16 protein-coding genes and 1 pseudogene are annotated in these 16,337 nt (G+C 69.0%); 10 read left to right on the top strand and 7 right to left on the bottom strand.

Annotated elements, in window-relative coordinates; all coding sequences use genetic code 11:
- The first annotated feature begins 349 nt into the window (after positions 1-349).
- Positions 350-3,142, top strand: a complete 2,793-nt coding sequence (gene alaS / locus AOZ13_RS10365; RefSeq protein ID WP_020220736.1) for an alanine--tRNA ligase — start codon at positions 350-352, stop codon at positions 3,140-3,142.
- A 100-nt stretch (positions 3,143-3,242) separates the two neighbouring features.
- A complete protein-coding gene (locus tag AOZ13_RS10360) occupies positions 3,243-3,944 on the top strand; it encodes a type 1 glutamine amidotransferase (protein WP_020220737.1) in 702 nt (233 codons plus the stop codon).
- Between the two features lie 8 nt (positions 3,945-3,952).
- On the opposite strand, the pseudogene AOZ13_RS10355 reads toward AOZ13_RS10360, so the two are convergent.
- Both AOZ13_RS10355 and AOZ13_RS10350 read right to left on the bottom strand, forming a co-directional pair.
- Positions 3,953-4,318 (bottom strand): annotated as a pseudogene (locus AOZ13_RS10355) (DCC1-like thiol-disulfide oxidoreductase family protein); the annotation flags it as partial.
- 49 nt (positions 4,319-4,367) lie between these two features.
- The gene (locus AOZ13_RS10350) at positions 4,368-4,835 is read right to left on the bottom strand and encodes a cupin domain-containing protein (RefSeq protein WP_020220739.1); all 468 of its coding nucleotides are present in this window, start codon (positions 4,833-4,835) and stop codon (positions 4,368-4,370) included.
- Between the two features lie 105 nt (positions 4,836-4,940).
- On the opposite strand from AOZ13_RS10350, the gene AOZ13_RS10345 reads away from it, so the two are divergent.
- Positions 4,941-5,261: a 4Fe-4S dicluster domain-containing protein gene (locus AOZ13_RS10345; RefSeq protein WP_020220740.1), complete on the top strand. Its 321-nt coding sequence runs from the start codon at positions 4,941-4,943 to the stop codon at positions 5,259-5,261.
- A 315-nt stretch (positions 5,262-5,576) separates the two neighbouring features.
- Here AOZ13_RS10345 and AOZ13_RS14495 read toward each other — a convergent pair whose 3' ends face one another.
- On the bottom strand, positions 5,577-5,738 hold the full coding sequence (locus AOZ13_RS14495; RefSeq protein ID WP_020220741.1) for a DUF6757 family protein: 162 nt from the start codon (positions 5,736-5,738) through the stop codon (positions 5,577-5,579).
- A 42-nt stretch (positions 5,739-5,780) separates the two neighbouring features.
- Positions 5,781-6,653 carry a PHP domain-containing protein gene (locus tag AOZ13_RS10340; protein ID WP_020220742.1) on the bottom strand — a complete coding sequence of 291 codons (873 nt, stop codon included), beginning with the start codon at positions 6,651-6,653 and terminating at the stop codon, positions 5,781-5,783.
- Between the two features lie 101 nt (positions 6,654-6,754).
- On the opposite strand from AOZ13_RS10340, the gene AOZ13_RS10335 reads away from it, so the two are divergent.
- Both AOZ13_RS10335 and AOZ13_RS10330 read left to right on the top strand, forming a co-directional pair.
- A complete protein-coding gene (locus AOZ13_RS10335) occupies positions 6,755-7,039 on the top strand; it encodes a DUF5789 family protein (protein WP_020220743.1) in 285 nt (94 codons plus the stop codon).
- A 74-nt stretch (positions 7,040-7,113) separates the two neighbouring features.
- The gene (locus AOZ13_RS10330; RefSeq protein WP_020220744.1) at positions 7,114-7,287 is read left to right on the top strand and encodes a DUF5786 family protein; all 174 of its coding nucleotides are present in this window, start codon (positions 7,114-7,116) and stop codon (positions 7,285-7,287) included.
- A gap of 4 nt (positions 7,288-7,291) precedes the next feature.
- On the opposite strand, the gene AOZ13_RS10325 is transcribed toward AOZ13_RS10330, so the two are convergent.
- Entirely contained in the window at positions 7,292-8,164 is an 873-nt protein-coding gene (locus AOZ13_RS10325; protein WP_021780520.1) for a YkgJ family cysteine cluster protein, read from the bottom strand.
- A 74-nt stretch (positions 8,165-8,238) separates the two neighbouring features.
- On the opposite strand from AOZ13_RS10325, the gene AOZ13_RS10320 reads away from it, so the two are divergent.
- Together AOZ13_RS10320 and AOZ13_RS10315 are read left to right on the top strand one after the other, a co-directional pair.
- Complete coding sequence (locus AOZ13_RS10320; RefSeq protein ID WP_020222611.1) at positions 8,239-8,454, top strand: DUF7561 family protein; 216 nt, start codon at positions 8,239-8,241, stop codon at positions 8,452-8,454.
- A 61-nt stretch (positions 8,455-8,515) separates the two neighbouring features.
- Complete coding sequence (locus tag AOZ13_RS10315; protein ID WP_021780519.1) at positions 8,516-10,339, top strand: helicase C-terminal domain-containing protein; 1,824 nt, start codon at positions 8,516-8,518, stop codon at positions 10,337-10,339.
- A 248-nt stretch (positions 10,340-10,587) separates the two neighbouring features.
- Here AOZ13_RS10315 and AOZ13_RS10310 read toward each other — a convergent pair whose 3' ends face one another.
- Together AOZ13_RS10310 and AOZ13_RS10305 are read right to left on the bottom strand one after the other, a co-directional pair.
- Positions 10,588-11,646: a class I SAM-dependent methyltransferase gene (locus AOZ13_RS10310; RefSeq protein WP_020221893.1), complete on the bottom strand. Its 1,059-nt coding sequence runs from the start codon at positions 11,644-11,646 to the stop codon at positions 10,588-10,590.
- Positions 11,643-12,737, bottom strand: coding sequence for a 60S ribosomal export protein NMD3 (locus AOZ13_RS10305; protein WP_020221894.1), 1,095 nt, complete (start codon positions 12,735-12,737; stop codon positions 11,643-11,645). Before AOZ13_RS10305 ends, AOZ13_RS10310 begins: the two co-directional genes overlap by 4 nt.
- A 975-nt stretch (positions 12,738-13,712) precedes the next feature.
- Between AOZ13_RS10305 and htpX the strand changes: the two genes are divergently transcribed.
- The 3 genes from htpX to radA form a co-directional block, all read left to right on the top strand.
- Positions 13,713-14,603 carry a zinc metalloprotease HtpX gene (gene htpX / locus AOZ13_RS10300; protein ID WP_020221895.1) on the top strand — a complete coding sequence of 297 codons (891 nt, stop codon included), beginning with the start codon at positions 13,713-13,715 and terminating at the stop codon, positions 14,601-14,603.
- Positions 14,604-15,200, top strand: a complete 597-nt coding sequence (gene pspAB / locus AOZ13_RS10295; protein ID WP_020221896.1) for a PspA-associated protein PspAB — start codon at positions 14,604-14,606, stop codon at positions 15,198-15,200.
- 142 nt (positions 15,201-15,342) lie between these two features.
- Positions 15,343-16,337: DNA repair and recombination protein RadA (gene radA / locus AOZ13_RS10290; RefSeq protein WP_049934061.1), on the top strand; the 995-nt coding region annotated here is incomplete at its 3' end.

Here is a 16,337-nt window from a genome sequence, read left to right as displayed (position 1 = left end):
GCGTGGCAGTTGCGGTGTAGGCTGTGGCGGTCGCGGAGCGTGGCTGTCGCGTGGCAGTTGCGGTGTAGCTGTGGCGATGGCGGTAGTGTGGTCGTCACGGCCGCGTGGCTGTGCCGTTGGTGTCGCCGTCGCGCGGCGGTGGCGGCCCGTCCTCCCACGCTGCGTTCGGGCGGCCGTCGCCGCCCGGATGCGGCCGGCGGGCCTTGGTGGAATACTACGGGTCGTTCGAAAGACGGCAGCGCCGCCTTTCGTGATCACGAGAGAGCTTTGCTCTCTCGAACGACGAGCGCCGAAGGCGCGAGGGCTTAGTGCGGAAGCGTTTTGCCGCTCGGTCGGTCAGAAAGACGCAATGAGCGACCTCGAAGCGGAGTACCGCCTCGATTATTTCGAGGAGGAGGGGTTCCGTCGCGGGCAGTGCACGGAGTGCGGCGCGCACTTCTGGACCCGCGACCCGGACCGGGAGACGTGCGGGGAGCCGCCCTGTGAGGAGTACGGGTTCATCGACGATCCGGGCTTCGACGAGGAGTACTCGCTCGTCGAGATGCGCGAGCGCTTCCTCTCCTTCTTCGAGGCGCACGATCACGAACGGATCGACCCGTATCCGGTCGCGGCGAACCGCTGGCGCGACGACGTCCTCTTGACGCAGGCGTCGATCTACGACTTCCAGCCGCTGGTCACCTCGGGCCAGACGCCGCCGCCCGCGAACCCGCTCACGATCAGCCAGCCCTGCATCCGGATGCAGGACATCGACAACGTCGGGAAGACGGGGCGGCACACGATGGCGTTCGAGATGATGTCGCACACGGCGTTCAACGCCCGCGAGGACGCCGAGGACGAGTACGCCTACGAGGGCGAGGTCTACTGGAAGGAGGAGACGGTCGCCTACTGCGACGAGTTCTTCGTCGACATGGGCGCGGACCCCGCGGATATCACCTACATCGAGGACCCGTGGGTCGGCGGCGGGAACGCCGGGCCGGCCTTCGAGGTGCTGTACAAGGGCGCCGAACTCGCGACGCTCGTCTTCATGTCGATGGAGGAGGACCCCGAGGGCGAGTACGAGATGAAGGACGGAAACACGTACTCGCCGATGGACACGTACATCGTGGACACGGGGTACGGTCTCGAACGCTGGACGTGGGTCTCGCAGGGGACGCCGACGGTGTACGAGGCGGTCTATCCGGACGCCATCGCCTACCTGAAGGACGCGGCGAAGATCGACCACACGGAGGAGGAGGAGGAACTCATTCATCGCGCCGCGAAGCTCGCGGGTCACCTCGACATCGACGAGGTCGAGGACATGGACGCGGCGCGCGACAACATCGCGGACAAGCTCGGCGTCGAGACCGAGCGCCTCCACGAGCTGATGCGGCCGCTGGAGGACATCTACGCGATCGCCGACCACGTCCGCACGCTCGCCTACATGTTCGGCGACGGGATCGTGCCATCGAACGTCGGGACGGGCTACCTCGCGCGGATGGTGCTGCGCCGGACGGTTCGCCTCATCGACGACGTGGACGCGAACGTCGATCTCGAGGATCTCGTGGACCGGCAGGCCGAGCGCCTCGACTACGGGAACCGCGAGACGATCCGCGACATCGTGCGCTCGGAGGTCCGGAAGTACGAGGAGACCCTCGAACGGGGCTCCCGGAAGGTCGAACAGCTCGCGGAGGAGTACGCGGAGCGCGGCGATCCGATCCCGGCGAGCCAGCTCGTCGAGTTCTACGACAGCCACGGTCTCCAGCCGGACATGGTGACGGAGATCGCGGAGGACGTCGGCGCGCAGGTGGACGAGCCGGACGACTTCTACTCGCTCGTCGCCTCCCGGCACGACTCGGCGGAGGCCTTCGAGTCGAGTGAGGAGACGGACGAGCGCCTGCAGGACCTCCCCGACACGGAGGAGCTCTACTACGACGACCAGTACAGGGCGGAGTTCGAGGCCGTGGTGCTCGACGTCTTCGAGCGCGACGGCGAGGGCGAGGACGGCGGCCCGGCGTACGACGTCGTCCTCGATCAGACGATGTTCTACCCGGAGGGCGGCGGCCAGCCGGCCGATCACGGGACGCTCTCGACGGACGACAAGACCGTGCAGATCTCGGACGTGCAGGTGCGCGACGACGTCGTCCTCCACCGGGCGGACGAGGATCCGGGGAAGGGCGAGTTCGTCCGCGGCCAGATCGACATGTCGCGCCGCCGGCGCCTGATGCAACACCACACGGCGACGCACATCATCGGCCACGCCGCCCGCGAGGTCCTCGGCCCGCACGTCCGGCAGGCGGGCGCGCAGAAGGGCACGGACTCCTCGCGCATCGACGTCAGCCACTACGATCGCATCTCGCGCGACGAGGCGAAGGCGATCGAGCGCGTCGCGAACGAGATCGTGACGGATAACTCGGTCGTCGAGCAGGAGTGGCCCCACCGCCACGAGGCCGAGGCCGAGCACGGCTTCGACCTCTATCAGGGGGGGATCCCGCCGGGGGAGAACATCCGACTGATCCACGTCGCGGAGGACGTACAGGCGTGTGCGGGGACGCACGTGAAGCGCACGGGCGACATCGGATCGATCCGCATCCTGAACACCGAGCGCATTCAGGACGGCGTCGAGCGCATCACGTTCGCGGCGGGGATCGCCGCGCTCGAACACGATCAGGCCCAAGAGGACTACCTCCGCGAGACCGCGGCGACGTTCGACGTCGCGCCGCCGGAGGTGCCCGAGACCGCCGAACGCTTCTTCACGGAGTGGAAGGATCGCGGCAAGCGCATCGAGGAGCTGAAAGAGCAGCTCGCGGAGGCCCGCGCGTCGGGCGGTGCCGGCGGCGAGGAGGTCGAGATCGGCGAGTGGACGGCGACGATCCAGCGCCTCGACGCGGACATGGACGAGTTGCGCGCGACGGCGAACGCGCTCGCCGAAGACGGGAAGATCGCGGTCGTCGGCTCCGGGCTGGACGGCGCGCAGTTCGTCGTCAGCGTTCCCGAGGACGTGCCCGTGAACGCCGGACGGGTCGTGAGCGAACTGGCCGGAATGGTCGGCGGCGGCGGTGGCGGTCCGGCGGACTTCGCGCAGGGTGGCGGTCCCGACGCCGAGAGGGTCGACGACGCCCTTGAGTGCGCACCGGAGATCCTGCGCGACGTCGCGGAAGCGTGAGCGTCCGAGACGCGGATCCGTTCGCGCGCCGCCGTCCGCGATAGCGGCGACACCCCGACCGGCGGCAATCCTTATTCGTCCGCGGTAGTTGGACACATCTATGGCAGACCTCCGCATCGCGCTGTTGAATGCCGCGCACGATCCGGCGGACACCGCGAGGAATTTCCGCCGCGAGGTCGACGCGGACCTCGCCGAGTTCCACGTCGCCGGCGGCGAATTGCCCGACTCGTACGACTTCGACGCCGTCATCGTCACGGGCTCGCGTTCGTCCGTCTACTGGGACGACGAGCAGGAGTGGATCGCGCCGGCGCGCGAGTGGGTCGCCGACGCCGATCGCCGCGGTCTCCCGATCCTCGGCGTCTGTTTCGGCCACCAGCTCGTCGCCGAGGCGCTCGGCGGCACCGTCGACGACATGGAGGAGTACGAGATCGGCTACCGGAGCGTCGCCCACGACGGGAGCGACCCGCTCTTCGACGGCGTCGACACCGAGTTCACGGTGTTCACGACGCACTCGGACGCCGTGACGGAGCTTCCGCCGGGCGCGGCGTTGCTCGCGGAGAACGAGTACGGCGTCCACGCCTTCCGTCGCGGGAACGCCTACGGCGTCCAGTTCCACCCCGAATACGACACCCGCACCGCGGAGCGCGTCACTAAGCGCAAGGACGACCTCGCGGATGACCGAAAGGCTACGGTCCTCGACGGCATCGACGCCGATCACTACGAGGCGGCCTGCGAGGCCAAGCGGCTCTTCGACAACTTCTGCGAGCTCGCCGCGAGCGCCGGCCCCTCCGCGTCCGACTGACCGTCACCCTACTCTCGGCGCCCCGACTCCCGCTCCTCGGGCCGTCGCGCCGGCGGACAAGCGCTCACGAGCGTACCCCACCAGTCGCGGTGGTCTGCGCCCCACCGATAGAGACCCTCGCGGAGTTCCCGGTACGTCTCGAACTCGCGCAGTTCGTCGACGACGCCCTCGATCGCGGGGAACATCCGAACGAGCGCCTGTTCGACGGCCTCGCCGGCGGAGTACGCGACGTCGTCAGTGAGGAGATGCGCGGACCTCTCGTAGTCGTCCGGCAGGCGCGCGCGCTGATCGGGGCTGAGTTCGGAGAAGCCGACGGGTTCGAAGTCGCCGCGATCGAGCGCGCGCTCGACGCACCACGTGCAGAAGCCGCAGTCGTCGTCGTAGAGATCCGCGCCGGGTGTGCTCCGTCGCGGTCAGCGCGTGTCACTCGTATCGCCCCGTGACGGTGCCACAGTCGCGACAGCGGACGAGGATCTCGTCGTGGTCCTCGCCGAGTTCGACGTCGTGGCGGGTCTCCCCGCCGCACGCCTCGCACTCGCGGCGCAGGACGGTTTCGCCGGACTCCTGCGGTGCGCCGATCGCGAGGACGACGGCGGTGTCGTCGCCGCTGTTCCGCGAGCGTTGGAACTCCCCCGGACCGAAGCGGACGAGTTCGCCCGCGCCGACGGTGACGTCGCCCTCCGCGGTCCGGAAGGTGAGTTCGCCCGCTTGGACGTAGAAGACCTCCTCTTGGTTCGCGTGGCTGTGGTAGCCGTACGCGGTCGACTCCTCCGGTTCGAGCTCGTAGTAGTTCAGCGCGAGGTCCGACGCGCCGAGGGCGTCGGTGAGCGCGTAGACGGTGGACGCCGGACCCATCCGGGTGTCCTGATCGGCGAGCGAGACGGTGTGCACACGCGAACTGTGGGCCGCCGTCGTTTCAAAGCTGCCGGCCACACCCACGACGCGTCGCCGCGCGCGGTCCCGGTCGTTTAAGCGAGCGGCGCCACTCCCTCCGATATGGCTATCGATCCGAGCTTCGACGAGAACCGCGAGGTCGTGGGGGACCACGAGGGGCACGACGTCTGGGGGCCCGTGGACGAGCCCGAGACGCTGGGAATCCACGGGACGCACGTCGCCGTCGACTTCGATATCTGCGACGCGGACGGCGCGTGCATTGAGGACTGCCCAGTCGACGTCTTCGAGTGGGTGGAGACGCCCGACCACCCGACGAGCGAGCGGAAGGCCGATCCCGCGAACGAGACGCAGTGCATCGACTGCATGCTCTGCGTGGACGTCTGTCCGGTGGATGCGATCGACGTGGACAGCACTCGCGCGTGAGCGCCAGCGGAACGCGCGGGACGAGCGAACGCTGAGACGTCCCGTGTGAGGCGAGGCGTGAGCACACGAGCCTGACGGAGGCAGGCTCGGAACGATCGAGCGACGACCGTAGGGTGTAGGGTAGGGAGCCGCGAGCCACGAGCGTGAGCGCCAGCGGAACGCCCGAGGCGACGGCGCCGCCGCTCGTCGGTCGATACGGCGCCCGAGAACGCCGGGCACTCCTGTCGCGGCTACTGCTTGTGACCAGAGAGACGTGAAGAACGACGGACCGCGTTCTCGTCGTCCGAGCAGGCCGTGTCCGGGCGCTCGGCGGCGTCAGGCTCGGTCGATGTCGAGCTGTTCGCGGAGCCGGGAGAGCGCCTCGGAGTCCGCGAGTTCGTCCAGGCGCTCCTGAAAGTGCTCCTCGCAGAGCCCGACGCGCACGCCGGACTTGTCGACGGAGACGTCGGCGGTCCGGTCACAGTAGTGACAGCGCATACGTGACAGTCGGGCCCGTAGCACCATAAGTGCGCGGCCCGTTCAACCCCGGATACGACGCCGGAGACGGAGATATTCGCCGCTGTCGATGCCGGCGACGCCGAGCGTCTCGTCGTGCACGTCGCTCCCGCCGAGCGAGAGCAGGTCGTATCGCTCGACGGCGCGCTCGACGCGCGCTGGTCCGTCCTCGTGGGCGTCCGCGTCGTCGCTCGCCGTTTCACCGCTCGCGTTACCGCGGACACTCCCACCGGTCGGCCCCGCGCTCTGCCCCACGGGCCGATCGTAGGGGTAGTGGACTTCGACGGCGTCGAGCGATTCGCAGAGCGCGAGCGCGGCGTCCGGGTCGGCGTACCGGAGCGGATGGGCGAGACCGACCGCCCCGCAGGCGTCGCTGAGGAGGTCGCGGCCGCGCTCGAACGTGGGGACGTCGCGAGCGACGTAGCACGGGCCGTCCTCGCCGATGAGGTCGTCGAACACCGCACCCACCTCGTCGTAGTCGGTGCCGGGATGGGCGACGACGGCGCGCGCGACGTGCGGGCGACCGAACCCCGGCTCGACGTCGAGACCGAGGTCGATCCCGAGGCGTGACTCGACGTTCGCGACGATCCGTCGTCCGCGCTCGATCCGGTCGCGTTCGAGGCGTGCGGTCTCCTCGCGAAGCGCGGGCGTCTCGCGCACGCCGTAGCCGAGTAGGTCGACGCGCTGGGCGGGCGCCGCGACGCGAAGTTCGATCCCCCGGACGAACTCGATGCCGTCCCGCTCAGACAGCGGTGCGTCCAGCCCCGTGTTCAGGGTGTCGTGGTCGGTGACGGCGACGGCCTCGACGCCGGCGCGCCGGGCGGCGGCCGGGACCTCGTCGAGCGCGAGCGTTCCGTCGGAGGCCGTCGTGTGGACGTGGAGGTCGGCGTGGGGCACACCGGGGATACGACCGGCCGAGGGAAGAACGCACTCCCCGTTCCGTGCTATCTCTTCTCCCACCAAATTCATAATGATCATCCCCGATAGACGTGGTTGTGATGACGCTCCGAACGGCGACTGACCTGCTCGAAGACGCGACCTACCCGGCGACGATAGACGACCTGCGCGCGGCGTACGGCGAGGTGCGCATCGAACACCCGACGGGCGAGGAGTGCCTCGGCGACGTCCTCGCGCGGACCGGTGACGACGAGTTCGCGGACGCGACGGCGGCGGTCCACGCCGTCTACGGCGCGGTCGGGCAGGACGCCGTCGGCCGCGTCGGCTACTCCGACCGCGATCCGACGCCCATGGGCGTCGACGGCCACGATCCGGTCTCCTTCTGAACACCTTCGGGGGAGTTTTGCCGCCCTCCGATACCCTCTTTAGGGTGGGTGGAATACCCATGGGTAACGATACCATGTCCATCGGATCTTACGACGAAGACGAACACGAGCGCCGCGAACGGAAGAACGCCGACGTCGATCTGCGCGCGGACGACGACCGGACCGAGTACCACGGGACGGTCACGTACGACTCCGGGGACTCCACCGAGGCGCTGCTCGATCAGTTCAAGCAGATGAAGCGAAACTGAACTCTCACTCCCAGCCGGGCGTTGACGGCGCCCCGCGCTCCTCCTCCACATGCACCGCGAGCGACTGGTCCGCGCCGTCCGACCGCTTCTCGGCGTTCGCGGCTCGCTGCACCCACTCCGCGGCCGCTCGCCCGGCCCACGAGTCCGCGTCTTCGGCGCGCTCGGTGTACGTCTCGCGCTTCGTCGGCTCCACCGCGGCCGTCCCGGGCGCGCTCGCCGCGGCGACGCCGACGAACGCCGCGCGATCGGCCTGTCGCAACTCGCCCGCCAGCAGTCGCTCGACCACGCCCGTTAGCTCGTCGGCGTCCGGATAGCAGAACACCTTCTCGCCGAGCGCCTGCGGGCCGAGCAGGACCCCCGCGTCCTCGGGGGCTTCGCCGTCGACGAGTCGCTCCCCGCCGAACGCGTCCTCGACGCGCTCGCACTCCGTCTCCGCCTCCAGCGCGAGGTTGTGCCCCGGATAGTCCCCGCACTCCTCCGGATAGAGCGCCGAATCGTGAATCCGACACTGGAGCGTCTCGGGATCGAGGAACGCGCAGGTCGGGAGCCAGCGCGCCTCGGTATCGAACGGCGCGACGGGCTTCGGCGGTTTTCGCAGCCCGACGAAGAAGACCGGACGGTCGCCGACCGCGGCGACCGCCGTGCCGTCGATCTCGACCCGATCGTCGCCCTCCGCGGGCGACCAGAGTCGCGGCGTCAGCGCGTCGCCGTACCCCGAATCGACGAATTCGCGGACGTCCTCGCGAGTCAGCGGAACGAGGTTATACGTGTCGTCGAGCGGGGGACGCGCTCCCCGGCGCTCGTGATCGTCGGGGGCGGCGACGAGCGGGCGCCAGTCGAGACAGCACCCCGCACACCCCTCGCAGTTCACCTCCATGCCGTACCGGTTGGTGTCACCGCAACGAAAACCTTCCCCGACAGGGCGAAAGGGCCGGCGCCCCGACGGGTGGTATGAGCAAGCGACGCTGCGACGCCTGCGGGAGCCGCGTCGAGGTCCCGGGCGGTGTCGGTGATTTCTGGGACTTCGGATCGCTCGAAAAGGAGGGGGCCGGCGGGCTGACGCTCGAACTCGGTGACGAGAGCGAGTTCTTCCTCTGTTTCGACTGCATCGAGACGCTCCCGGAGGACCCGACGCGGGCGGACGTTCGCGAGATCACCGACGAGTGACGCGCACCGTCGCCCCGACGAGCGCGGGGGTTAAGGCGCGCGGCGGCGTCACGATCAGGCAGTGAAACCGGCGCGCATCCACGCCGAATTCCCCGCGCCGTCCTATCGCGGCGCGCAGGAACGGGCGCTCTCGGACGTCCGCGACGCCTTCGAGGCGGGCAACGACGTCGTCCTCGTGCGCGCGCCGACCGGTTCGGGGAAGTCGCTCATCGCCCGCGCGATCATGGGCTGCGCGCGCGGCGTCGACGAGGCCGACCCCCATCAGGCGACGGGCGCCTACTACACGACGCCGCAGGTCTCGCAGCTCGACGACGTCGCCGCCGACGACCTGCTGGACGATCTCAAGGTGATCAGAGGGAAGAACAACTACACCTGTATCCTCCCGGACGAGGAGCACACGCCGGTCGATCGCGCGCCGTGCGCCCGCGAACGGGGATACGACTGCGCGGTCAAACACCGCTGTCCGTACTTCTCGGCGCGCGCCGTCGCCTCCGCGCGCTCGCACGCCGCGATGACGCTCGCGTACTTCATGCGCACCGCGGGGAGCGAGGTCTTCCGCACGCGCGACGTCTGCGTCATCGACGAGGCGCACGGGCTGGCGGAGTGGGCGGAGATGTACGCCACCGTCGAACTCGGCCCGCGGACGGTGCCAGTGTGGAACGACCTCCGCGTACCCGAGATCGACGGCGCCGAGGCGGCCGCGCGCTTCACCGACACCCTCGTCTCGACCTGCGAGTCACGGAAGGACGAACTGCTCGGCGCGGACGAACTCGACGCCGAGGAGGCCGCCGAGCGCGACCGGCTCCAAGAACTCATCTCCGAGGCGTCGTGGTTCGCGGAGGACTACCGCGATCCCGAGTCCGGAACGACGTGGGTCGTCGATCAGGCCGCCGACGGCACGATCACGGCCAAGCCGATGAACCCCGCCCGGTATCTCCGGCACACCGTCTGGGACCGCGCGAACCGCTTCGCGCTCCTCTCCGCGACCATCCTCGATAAGGACTCGTTCTGCCGCGCCGTGGGATTGGATCCCGCGTCCGTCGCGCTCGTCGACGTCGAACACACCTTCCCCGTCGAGAACCGTCCGCTCTACGACGTGTCGCAGGGGAAGATGACCTACGAGGAGCGCGACGAGACCCTCCCGCGGGTCGCCCGGGTCCTCGCGCGCGTCATGGCCGCCCACCCCGACGAGAAGGGGATCGTCCACTGCCACTCCTACGCGATTCAGGAGGCGCTCGTCGACGAACTCGCCGCGCTCGGCGTCGCGGATCGGGTGCGCGCGCACGGGAGCGACACGCGAGACGCCGACTTGGAGGCGTGGAAGGCGAGTTCGGAACCAGAGGCCTTCCTCGCCGTGAAGATGGAGGAGGCCCTCGACCTCGAGGGCGACCTCGCGCGCTGGCAGTTGCTCTGCAAGGCGCCGTTCCTCAACACGAACGACTCGCGGGTCGCGCGCCGCCTCGAAGACGGCCAGTGGGCGTGGTACTACCGCAGCGCGCTCCGTACCGTCATTCAGGCCGCCGGCCGCGTCGTCCGCGCGCCCGACGACCACGGCGCGACCTACATCGCGGACGACTCCGTGCTCGACGTCTTCGAGCGCGCGCGAACGGACATGCCGCCGTGGTTCCGCGAACAGGTCGACCGCATGACGACGCCGGACCTCCCCGCCCTCGACGCCGACGCCGCCACCGCGAACGTCTCGCCCGGCCGGCCGTCGAGTCCCCGCGACGCCGCGACCGGCTCCACCCGAAGCGGAGGGGGTCGATCGGGCGGGACCGGCGGCACGAGTCGGGCGAGCAACGACGACGCCGACGGCACGCCCCGCGACGACGCGGACGCTACCGAGCGCCACAGCCCGATGGCGGACGTCTGGGACGTCGACTAGCCCTCGGAGACGACGGTCGCGGCGACGGATACCGCGACAGAGCGGCGAGAAGCGGCGCTGAACGGCCAGCTTCGCTAATCGATGGACTGCGTCGTTCGCGCGACGACGCGCGACGTCACCGTCGGTCCACGCGACTCCCGGTTCGACTCGGATACCGAAACCGTCGCACCTACACGAGCGCCCAGACGATCGTCGCGCCGACGAGGATCAACACGAGGAGGATCGCCAGCCAGACGTGGCGCTCGCCCTCACCCATCGCCGATCACCGCGTCGAGGACGCCGTGCACGACGCCCTCGCTGTGCGATTTCACGACGCGCGCGTCAACGCTCGCCACGCGCACGCCGTGTTCGTCCGCCGCCGCCCGCAGTCGCGCGTCCGAGCGGGCGGGGAATCGGGCCTCCGGACAGGTCGTGTGGACGTGGAGCGTTCCGGTGCCGTCGAGGGCGTCGAACGCCGCCGCGAGGTAGTCGCTCCGGACGTCCTCGGTATCGCTCGTCCCGTAGCCGCCGAGGCTATCGTAGTACCCCATGACGACGCGGTCGAACGACTCCGTCGCGTCGTACTCGCGGCAGTCGCCGAGGACGCACTCGACCCGATCGGCGACGCCGTTCAGCTGGGCGTTCTCGGCGAGATAGCGGAAGGCCGCGGGGTTCCGCTCGACGGCCACGACGCTCGCGCCGGCGCGCGCCATCGGGAGCGCGAAGTAGCCGATCCCCGCGAACATGTCGAGGACGCGCTCGTCTGCGCTCACCACCTCGCCCATCCGGACGCGCTCGGCCTGATTGCCGGGCGCGAACAGCACGTCCGCGAGGTCGAGGGCGTACCTCGTGCCGTGCTCGGTGTGTATCGTCTCCGTATCGCCGCTCCCGGCGACGACCGTCACGTCGGGTTCGCGCGCCTCGCCCGCCACGCCCTCGCGTGCGAGCACCGTGTCGGCCTCGCCGTGGAGGTCGAGGAGCGCCTCGCCGACCGACGCCCGTTCGTCCGCGCCGAGCGCGTCGGGGAACGCGACGAGCACGACGTCGCCGATGAGCGCCCACGACGACGGTGCGCGTTCGATCTCCTCTCCGTCCCATCCGCGCTCGCGGAGGTAGTCGTCGAGACCCGCCGCCCGGATCTCCGGATCGTCCTGTTCGACGAGCGCGTCGAACGTCGTCGCGCGCGGCTCGGCGAGCACGGGGAGTTCGACGCGCTCGGCGTCGTGCTCACGCACCTTCCGCGCGGTGTCGTAGACCCCCTCCGCGTCGAGCGCGTCGAGTTTCTCCTCCGTCTCCGTCTTCGGAACGACGATGGCGAGCGCGTTCACGACGGCAGGACGTGGAGACCCGCGCGGGACTTCAACACCGGCACTTCCGCGTCGTCCGTGTCGAGGTAGTCGGGGCGCGCGACCGTCACCGAGGCGTACGTCTCGGGGTCGAGCACCTGCACGGCGTTCGCGTCCTCGACGGCGACGAGGGTCGTCTCCGCCGCATCGTCACGCGTCCCGAGCTTTCGGGCGTCGGGGGCGTCGCCGACCTCGTGGGTCGCCTCGAACGCCTCGCCGGTCGTCAGGCGCACGCCCTTCAGGTTCCCCTGCACGGAGCGCACGAGCACCGGCCCGCCGTCGTCGCCCTCGATGTCGATCACGTCGCCGGAGACGAACTCCGGGAGGCGGATCGCGAACGTCACCCGATACACCTCGTCGCCGTCCTCGTCCTCGGTGACGAGCGTCTCCGAGGAGGAGAAGCCGCCCCCGAACTCCTCGGTGAGCTTGCGCGCGACGTTCTTGCCGATCTTGGTGTCCGAGAGCTTCAGGTCGAGCCCCTCCGGCTTCTCCGCGACCTCGGTGACGAACGCGTTCCGATCGCCCGTCGCCTCCATCGACTCCGTGATCTCCTCGGCGATCTCGCGGGCGCGCTCCGTCTCCTCGCTCGTCGGCGTGCGCTCGCCGACCGCGCGCACCTGCACGACGCTCGCGTAGTAGTCGCCCGCGATCCGCCCGCAGCGCTGGCAGGTCTGCTTCGCGATCTTCACGGGGACGGTGAACTCCTCCACCAAGGGTTCGCCCCGAACGACGCCGGAGAACTGACAGTGCATCCGGATCGACGTCTCGTCCACCTGCTCGGGGTCGACGCCCCACGAGACGTCCTCGGCCTCGACGTGGACGCCGAGCGCCTCCGAGACGGACTCGATCGCGACGTCCGTGTAGTCGCGCGCGCCGACGTCCTCCCAGCGGTTCCCCCGCTCGACCGCGCCGCAGTGCGCGCAGACCGTCACCTCCACGCGCTCGGGCGCGTCCACGAGCTCGAAGTCCTCGAAATAGCAGTCGTTACAGAGCGCCCGCTCGCGGCGAGTGTGCCCCGTCGCCCCCTCCGGGGCGGGGTCGCCACAGCGCGGGCAGAACGCGGCGTCGCTCATGTTGGGCCGCCTACGTGGCGAACGGGGTTAAACTCGGCCCTTCCGTGCGAGAGCCGCCGACGATCGTCTCCGAAACGTCGCAGGCCCGAGCGCGCTCGCCGCGAGGTCGGAGAGACACACCACCGATGCCAGTGAACCCAGTCGAGCACGGAGTGCCATCGCGGACTCCGCACCACAGATCGCCGATACTGCCGGCGGAACGAGAAACGCCCACGAGGTGTGTTGATCGTTCTCGGCGGCGACAGTCACACACCACTCGTGCCAGTATCCGGCCGTGCCGCGAGAGAAGGGGGCGAGCACGGGGGTTCCTCGCGTCCGCCGGAGAGACACACCACCAATTTCTGTATCGCCAGCTTGGAGACGACGGAGAGCCGCGTTCGAAACCGCGCCAACGTCGCGCCGTCGGACGGTTCCGATTTCCCGTTTCGATTGGCGGCACCGCTGAAACTGTCAACGGTACCACGATGTGTCGGGTCTCTGCCGTTCGTCGTAATACTGGCACAGGTGGTGTGGGGGACCGATACCGTTGCCGTACCCGCTTGCGTTACTGGCACTAGTGGTGTGGGTTATGGCATTACTGGCGCGTGTGGTGGTCCGCCAATAGTCCGGAATCCCTCTGGTTCTATTGGCATTGGTGGTGTGTAGGTGGCGACAATCCCATTCAAGTATCCCATCGGACGTCCCGGAAGTGTTGCTTCCAGTGAGGGGTGGTGTTGCCGGTGTACTCTCGACGGTCGCGGCGTTCCTGTACGACGGGGGTGTCGTTCCGATGGCCCGCTATCGCGCCGTCGTTCCACTGGAAACACCACTCCCCCCATCTCGGTTTTACTGGCATCGGTGGTGTGGGGGGTGACGGCAATACTGGCATCGGTGGTGTGTTCTGGCAGAACTGGCACTACTGGCACTCGCGGTCCTCCCGCGACGCCCCCGCCCCGTGGGGACGGCTTTTAGTCTCACACCGCCAAGAGCGACTACATGGAGTGGCACACGGACTGGGGCCTCCGGGCCCGGATGGTCCTCACGATGGTCCTGCTGTTCGTCCTCTACCTCGTCTTCGCGGGGGCGCTCGTCGCCTATCTCGGCGGCGGGCTCCTCCTGATGGCGGTCTTCATCGGCGGGTTCTCGCTCGTCCAGTACTTCTTCAGCGATCGGCTCACGCTCTGGAGTATGGGCGCACGCGAGGTCTCGGAGGACGAGTACCCCCACCTGCACGGGACGGTGGGACGGCTCGCGCAGGGCGCCGATCTGCCGAAGCCGGCCGTCGCGGTCGTCGACTCGCGCGTCCCGAACGCCTTCGCGACGGGGCGCTCGAAGAACAGCGCGGTCGTCTGCGTCACGACCGGTCTGCTCGACACGCTGAACGACGAGGAACTCGACGGCGTCCTCGCGCACGAGCTCGCGCACGTCAAACACCGCGACATGGCGGTGATGACGATCGCGTCGTTCCTCTCGACGATCGCGTTCGTCATCGTGCGCTGGGGGTGGCTCTTCGGCGGCGGGCGCGAGCGCAACCAGAACAGCGCGCCGATCTGGGTCGCGATCGTCGTCTCGCTCGTCGTCTGGGTCGTCTCCTACCTGCTCATCCGCGCGCTCAGTCGCTACCGCGAGTACGCGGCGGATCGCGGCGGCGCGCTCATCTCCGGGAACCCCGCGGCGCTCGCCTCCGCGCTCCTGAAGATCGACGGCCGGATGGACCGCGTGCCCACGGAGGACATGCGCGAGCAGGCCGAGATGAACGCGTTCTTCATCATCCCGCTCTCCGGGGGGACGCTCACTCGGCTGTTCAGCACCCACCCGCCGACGGAGAAGCGCGTCGAGCGCCTCCGCGCGCTGGAGCGAGAGATGGAGTCCCGGGCGAGCGCGTAGATGGGCCTGTTCAGCACCGTTCGCGACGTCCTCGGCCTCAGCGCCGAGGCGGACGCGACGCGACCCGCGGACCCGGAGGACTTCTTCCAGTTGAACGCGGCCGCGGTGACGATGGAGGCCGACCTCGACTACGTCCCCGCGGATCGGGCGGGTCTCTGTCTCTCCGCGATGGACTCGACGGACTTCCGGAGCACCCTGCGCGACGTCGCGGACGTCTTGGAGGGCGACGGCTTCTCCGAGATTCGCACGGACGACCACGGTTACACGTGGGCGGTCGTGGAGCGCGACGACGTCACCGATCTCACGACCGAACTCTACGTCGCCGCGGACACGCTCGTCGAGCGCGGCTACGGCGATCGGCTCCTCGCCGCGGTCTTCGGCTTCGACCCCATCGACGACGGTCGGACGGTCTACTGGGTCTACTCGTTCAAGCGCGGCGCGTTCTACCCCTTCGCGCCCGCGGGCGACCACGAACGAGATTCGAGCACCGAGGTCACGCTCCAGTCCGTCCTCGACGGCGAACTCGACGTGGAGGACGATACGTCGTACTGGTACCCGCTCTGGCCCGACGCGCCCGGCGGCCACCCGTGGGAGTGACGCGCTCCCGATAGGACGCACCTGCTCTTCTCGTTTCAACATTCGTCACGGCCCGCGGAGCGACCGCCTCCCGTCTCACAGTTTCACTTTCACCGTGCTGTGCACGAGGGTTTATCCGCGCGGGCGCACAACGGATGTGTACATGCCCGATGTAGACTTAGAGGAGCTCTCCGGCGTCGGTCCCGCGACCGCCGAGAAGCTCCGCGACGCCGGCTACGACTCCTATCAGAGCATCGCCGTCGCCAGCCCCGGCGAGCTCTCCAACACCGGCGACGTCGGCGAGTCCAGCGCCGGCGACATCATCCAGAGCGCACGCGAGCACGCCGATATCGGCGGGTTCGAGTCCGGAACCGCCGTCCTCGAACGCCGCGAACAGATCGGTAAGCTCTCGTGGAACATCTCCGAAGTCGACGACCTCCTCGGCGGCGGCGTCGAGACGCAGTCCATCACCGAGGTGTACGGCGAGTTCGGCGCCGGGAAATCGCAGGTGACCCACCAGCTCGCCGTCAACGTCCAGCTCCCCGAGGAGCACGGCGGGCTTGAAGGCTCCGCCGTCTTCATCGACTCCGAGGACACCTTCCGCCCGGAGCGGATCGACGACATGGTTCGCGGGCTCGATGCGGACGTCATCGAGGACACCATGGAACTCCACGGCATCGAAGAGGGGAGCGCCGACTCGGAAGCGGACCTCGACGCGCTCCTCGAGAGCATCCTCGACAAGATTCACGTCGCGAAGGCGTTCAACTCCAATCACCAGATCCTCCTCGCCGAGAAGGCAAAGGAGGTCGCCCAAGAGAACGAGGACACCGAGTGGCCGGTGCGTCTGCTCTGCGTCGACTCGCTCACCGCGCACTTCCGCGCGGAGTACGTGGGCCGCGGCGAACTCGCCGACCGCCAGCAGAAGCTCAACAAGCACCTCCACGACCTACTGCGCGTCGGCGACCTCCACAACACCGCCGTCGTCATCACCAATCAGGTGCAGTCGAACCCCGACTCCTTCTTCGGCGACCCGACGAAGCCCATCGGTGGAAACATCCTCGGACACACCTCGACCTTCCGCATCTACCTCCGCAAATCGAAGGGTGACAAGCGCATCGTCAAGCTCGTCGACGCGCCGAACCTCGCGGACGGCGAAGC

Source organism: Halarchaeum acidiphilum MH1-52-1, from assembly GCF_000474235.1.
GTDB lineage: Archaea > Halobacteriota > Halobacteria > Halobacteriales > Halobacteriaceae > Halarchaeum > Halarchaeum acidiphilum.
Note: the sequence above shows the minus strand (reverse complement) of the source record. Positions and strands in the feature narration are given on the sequence as shown.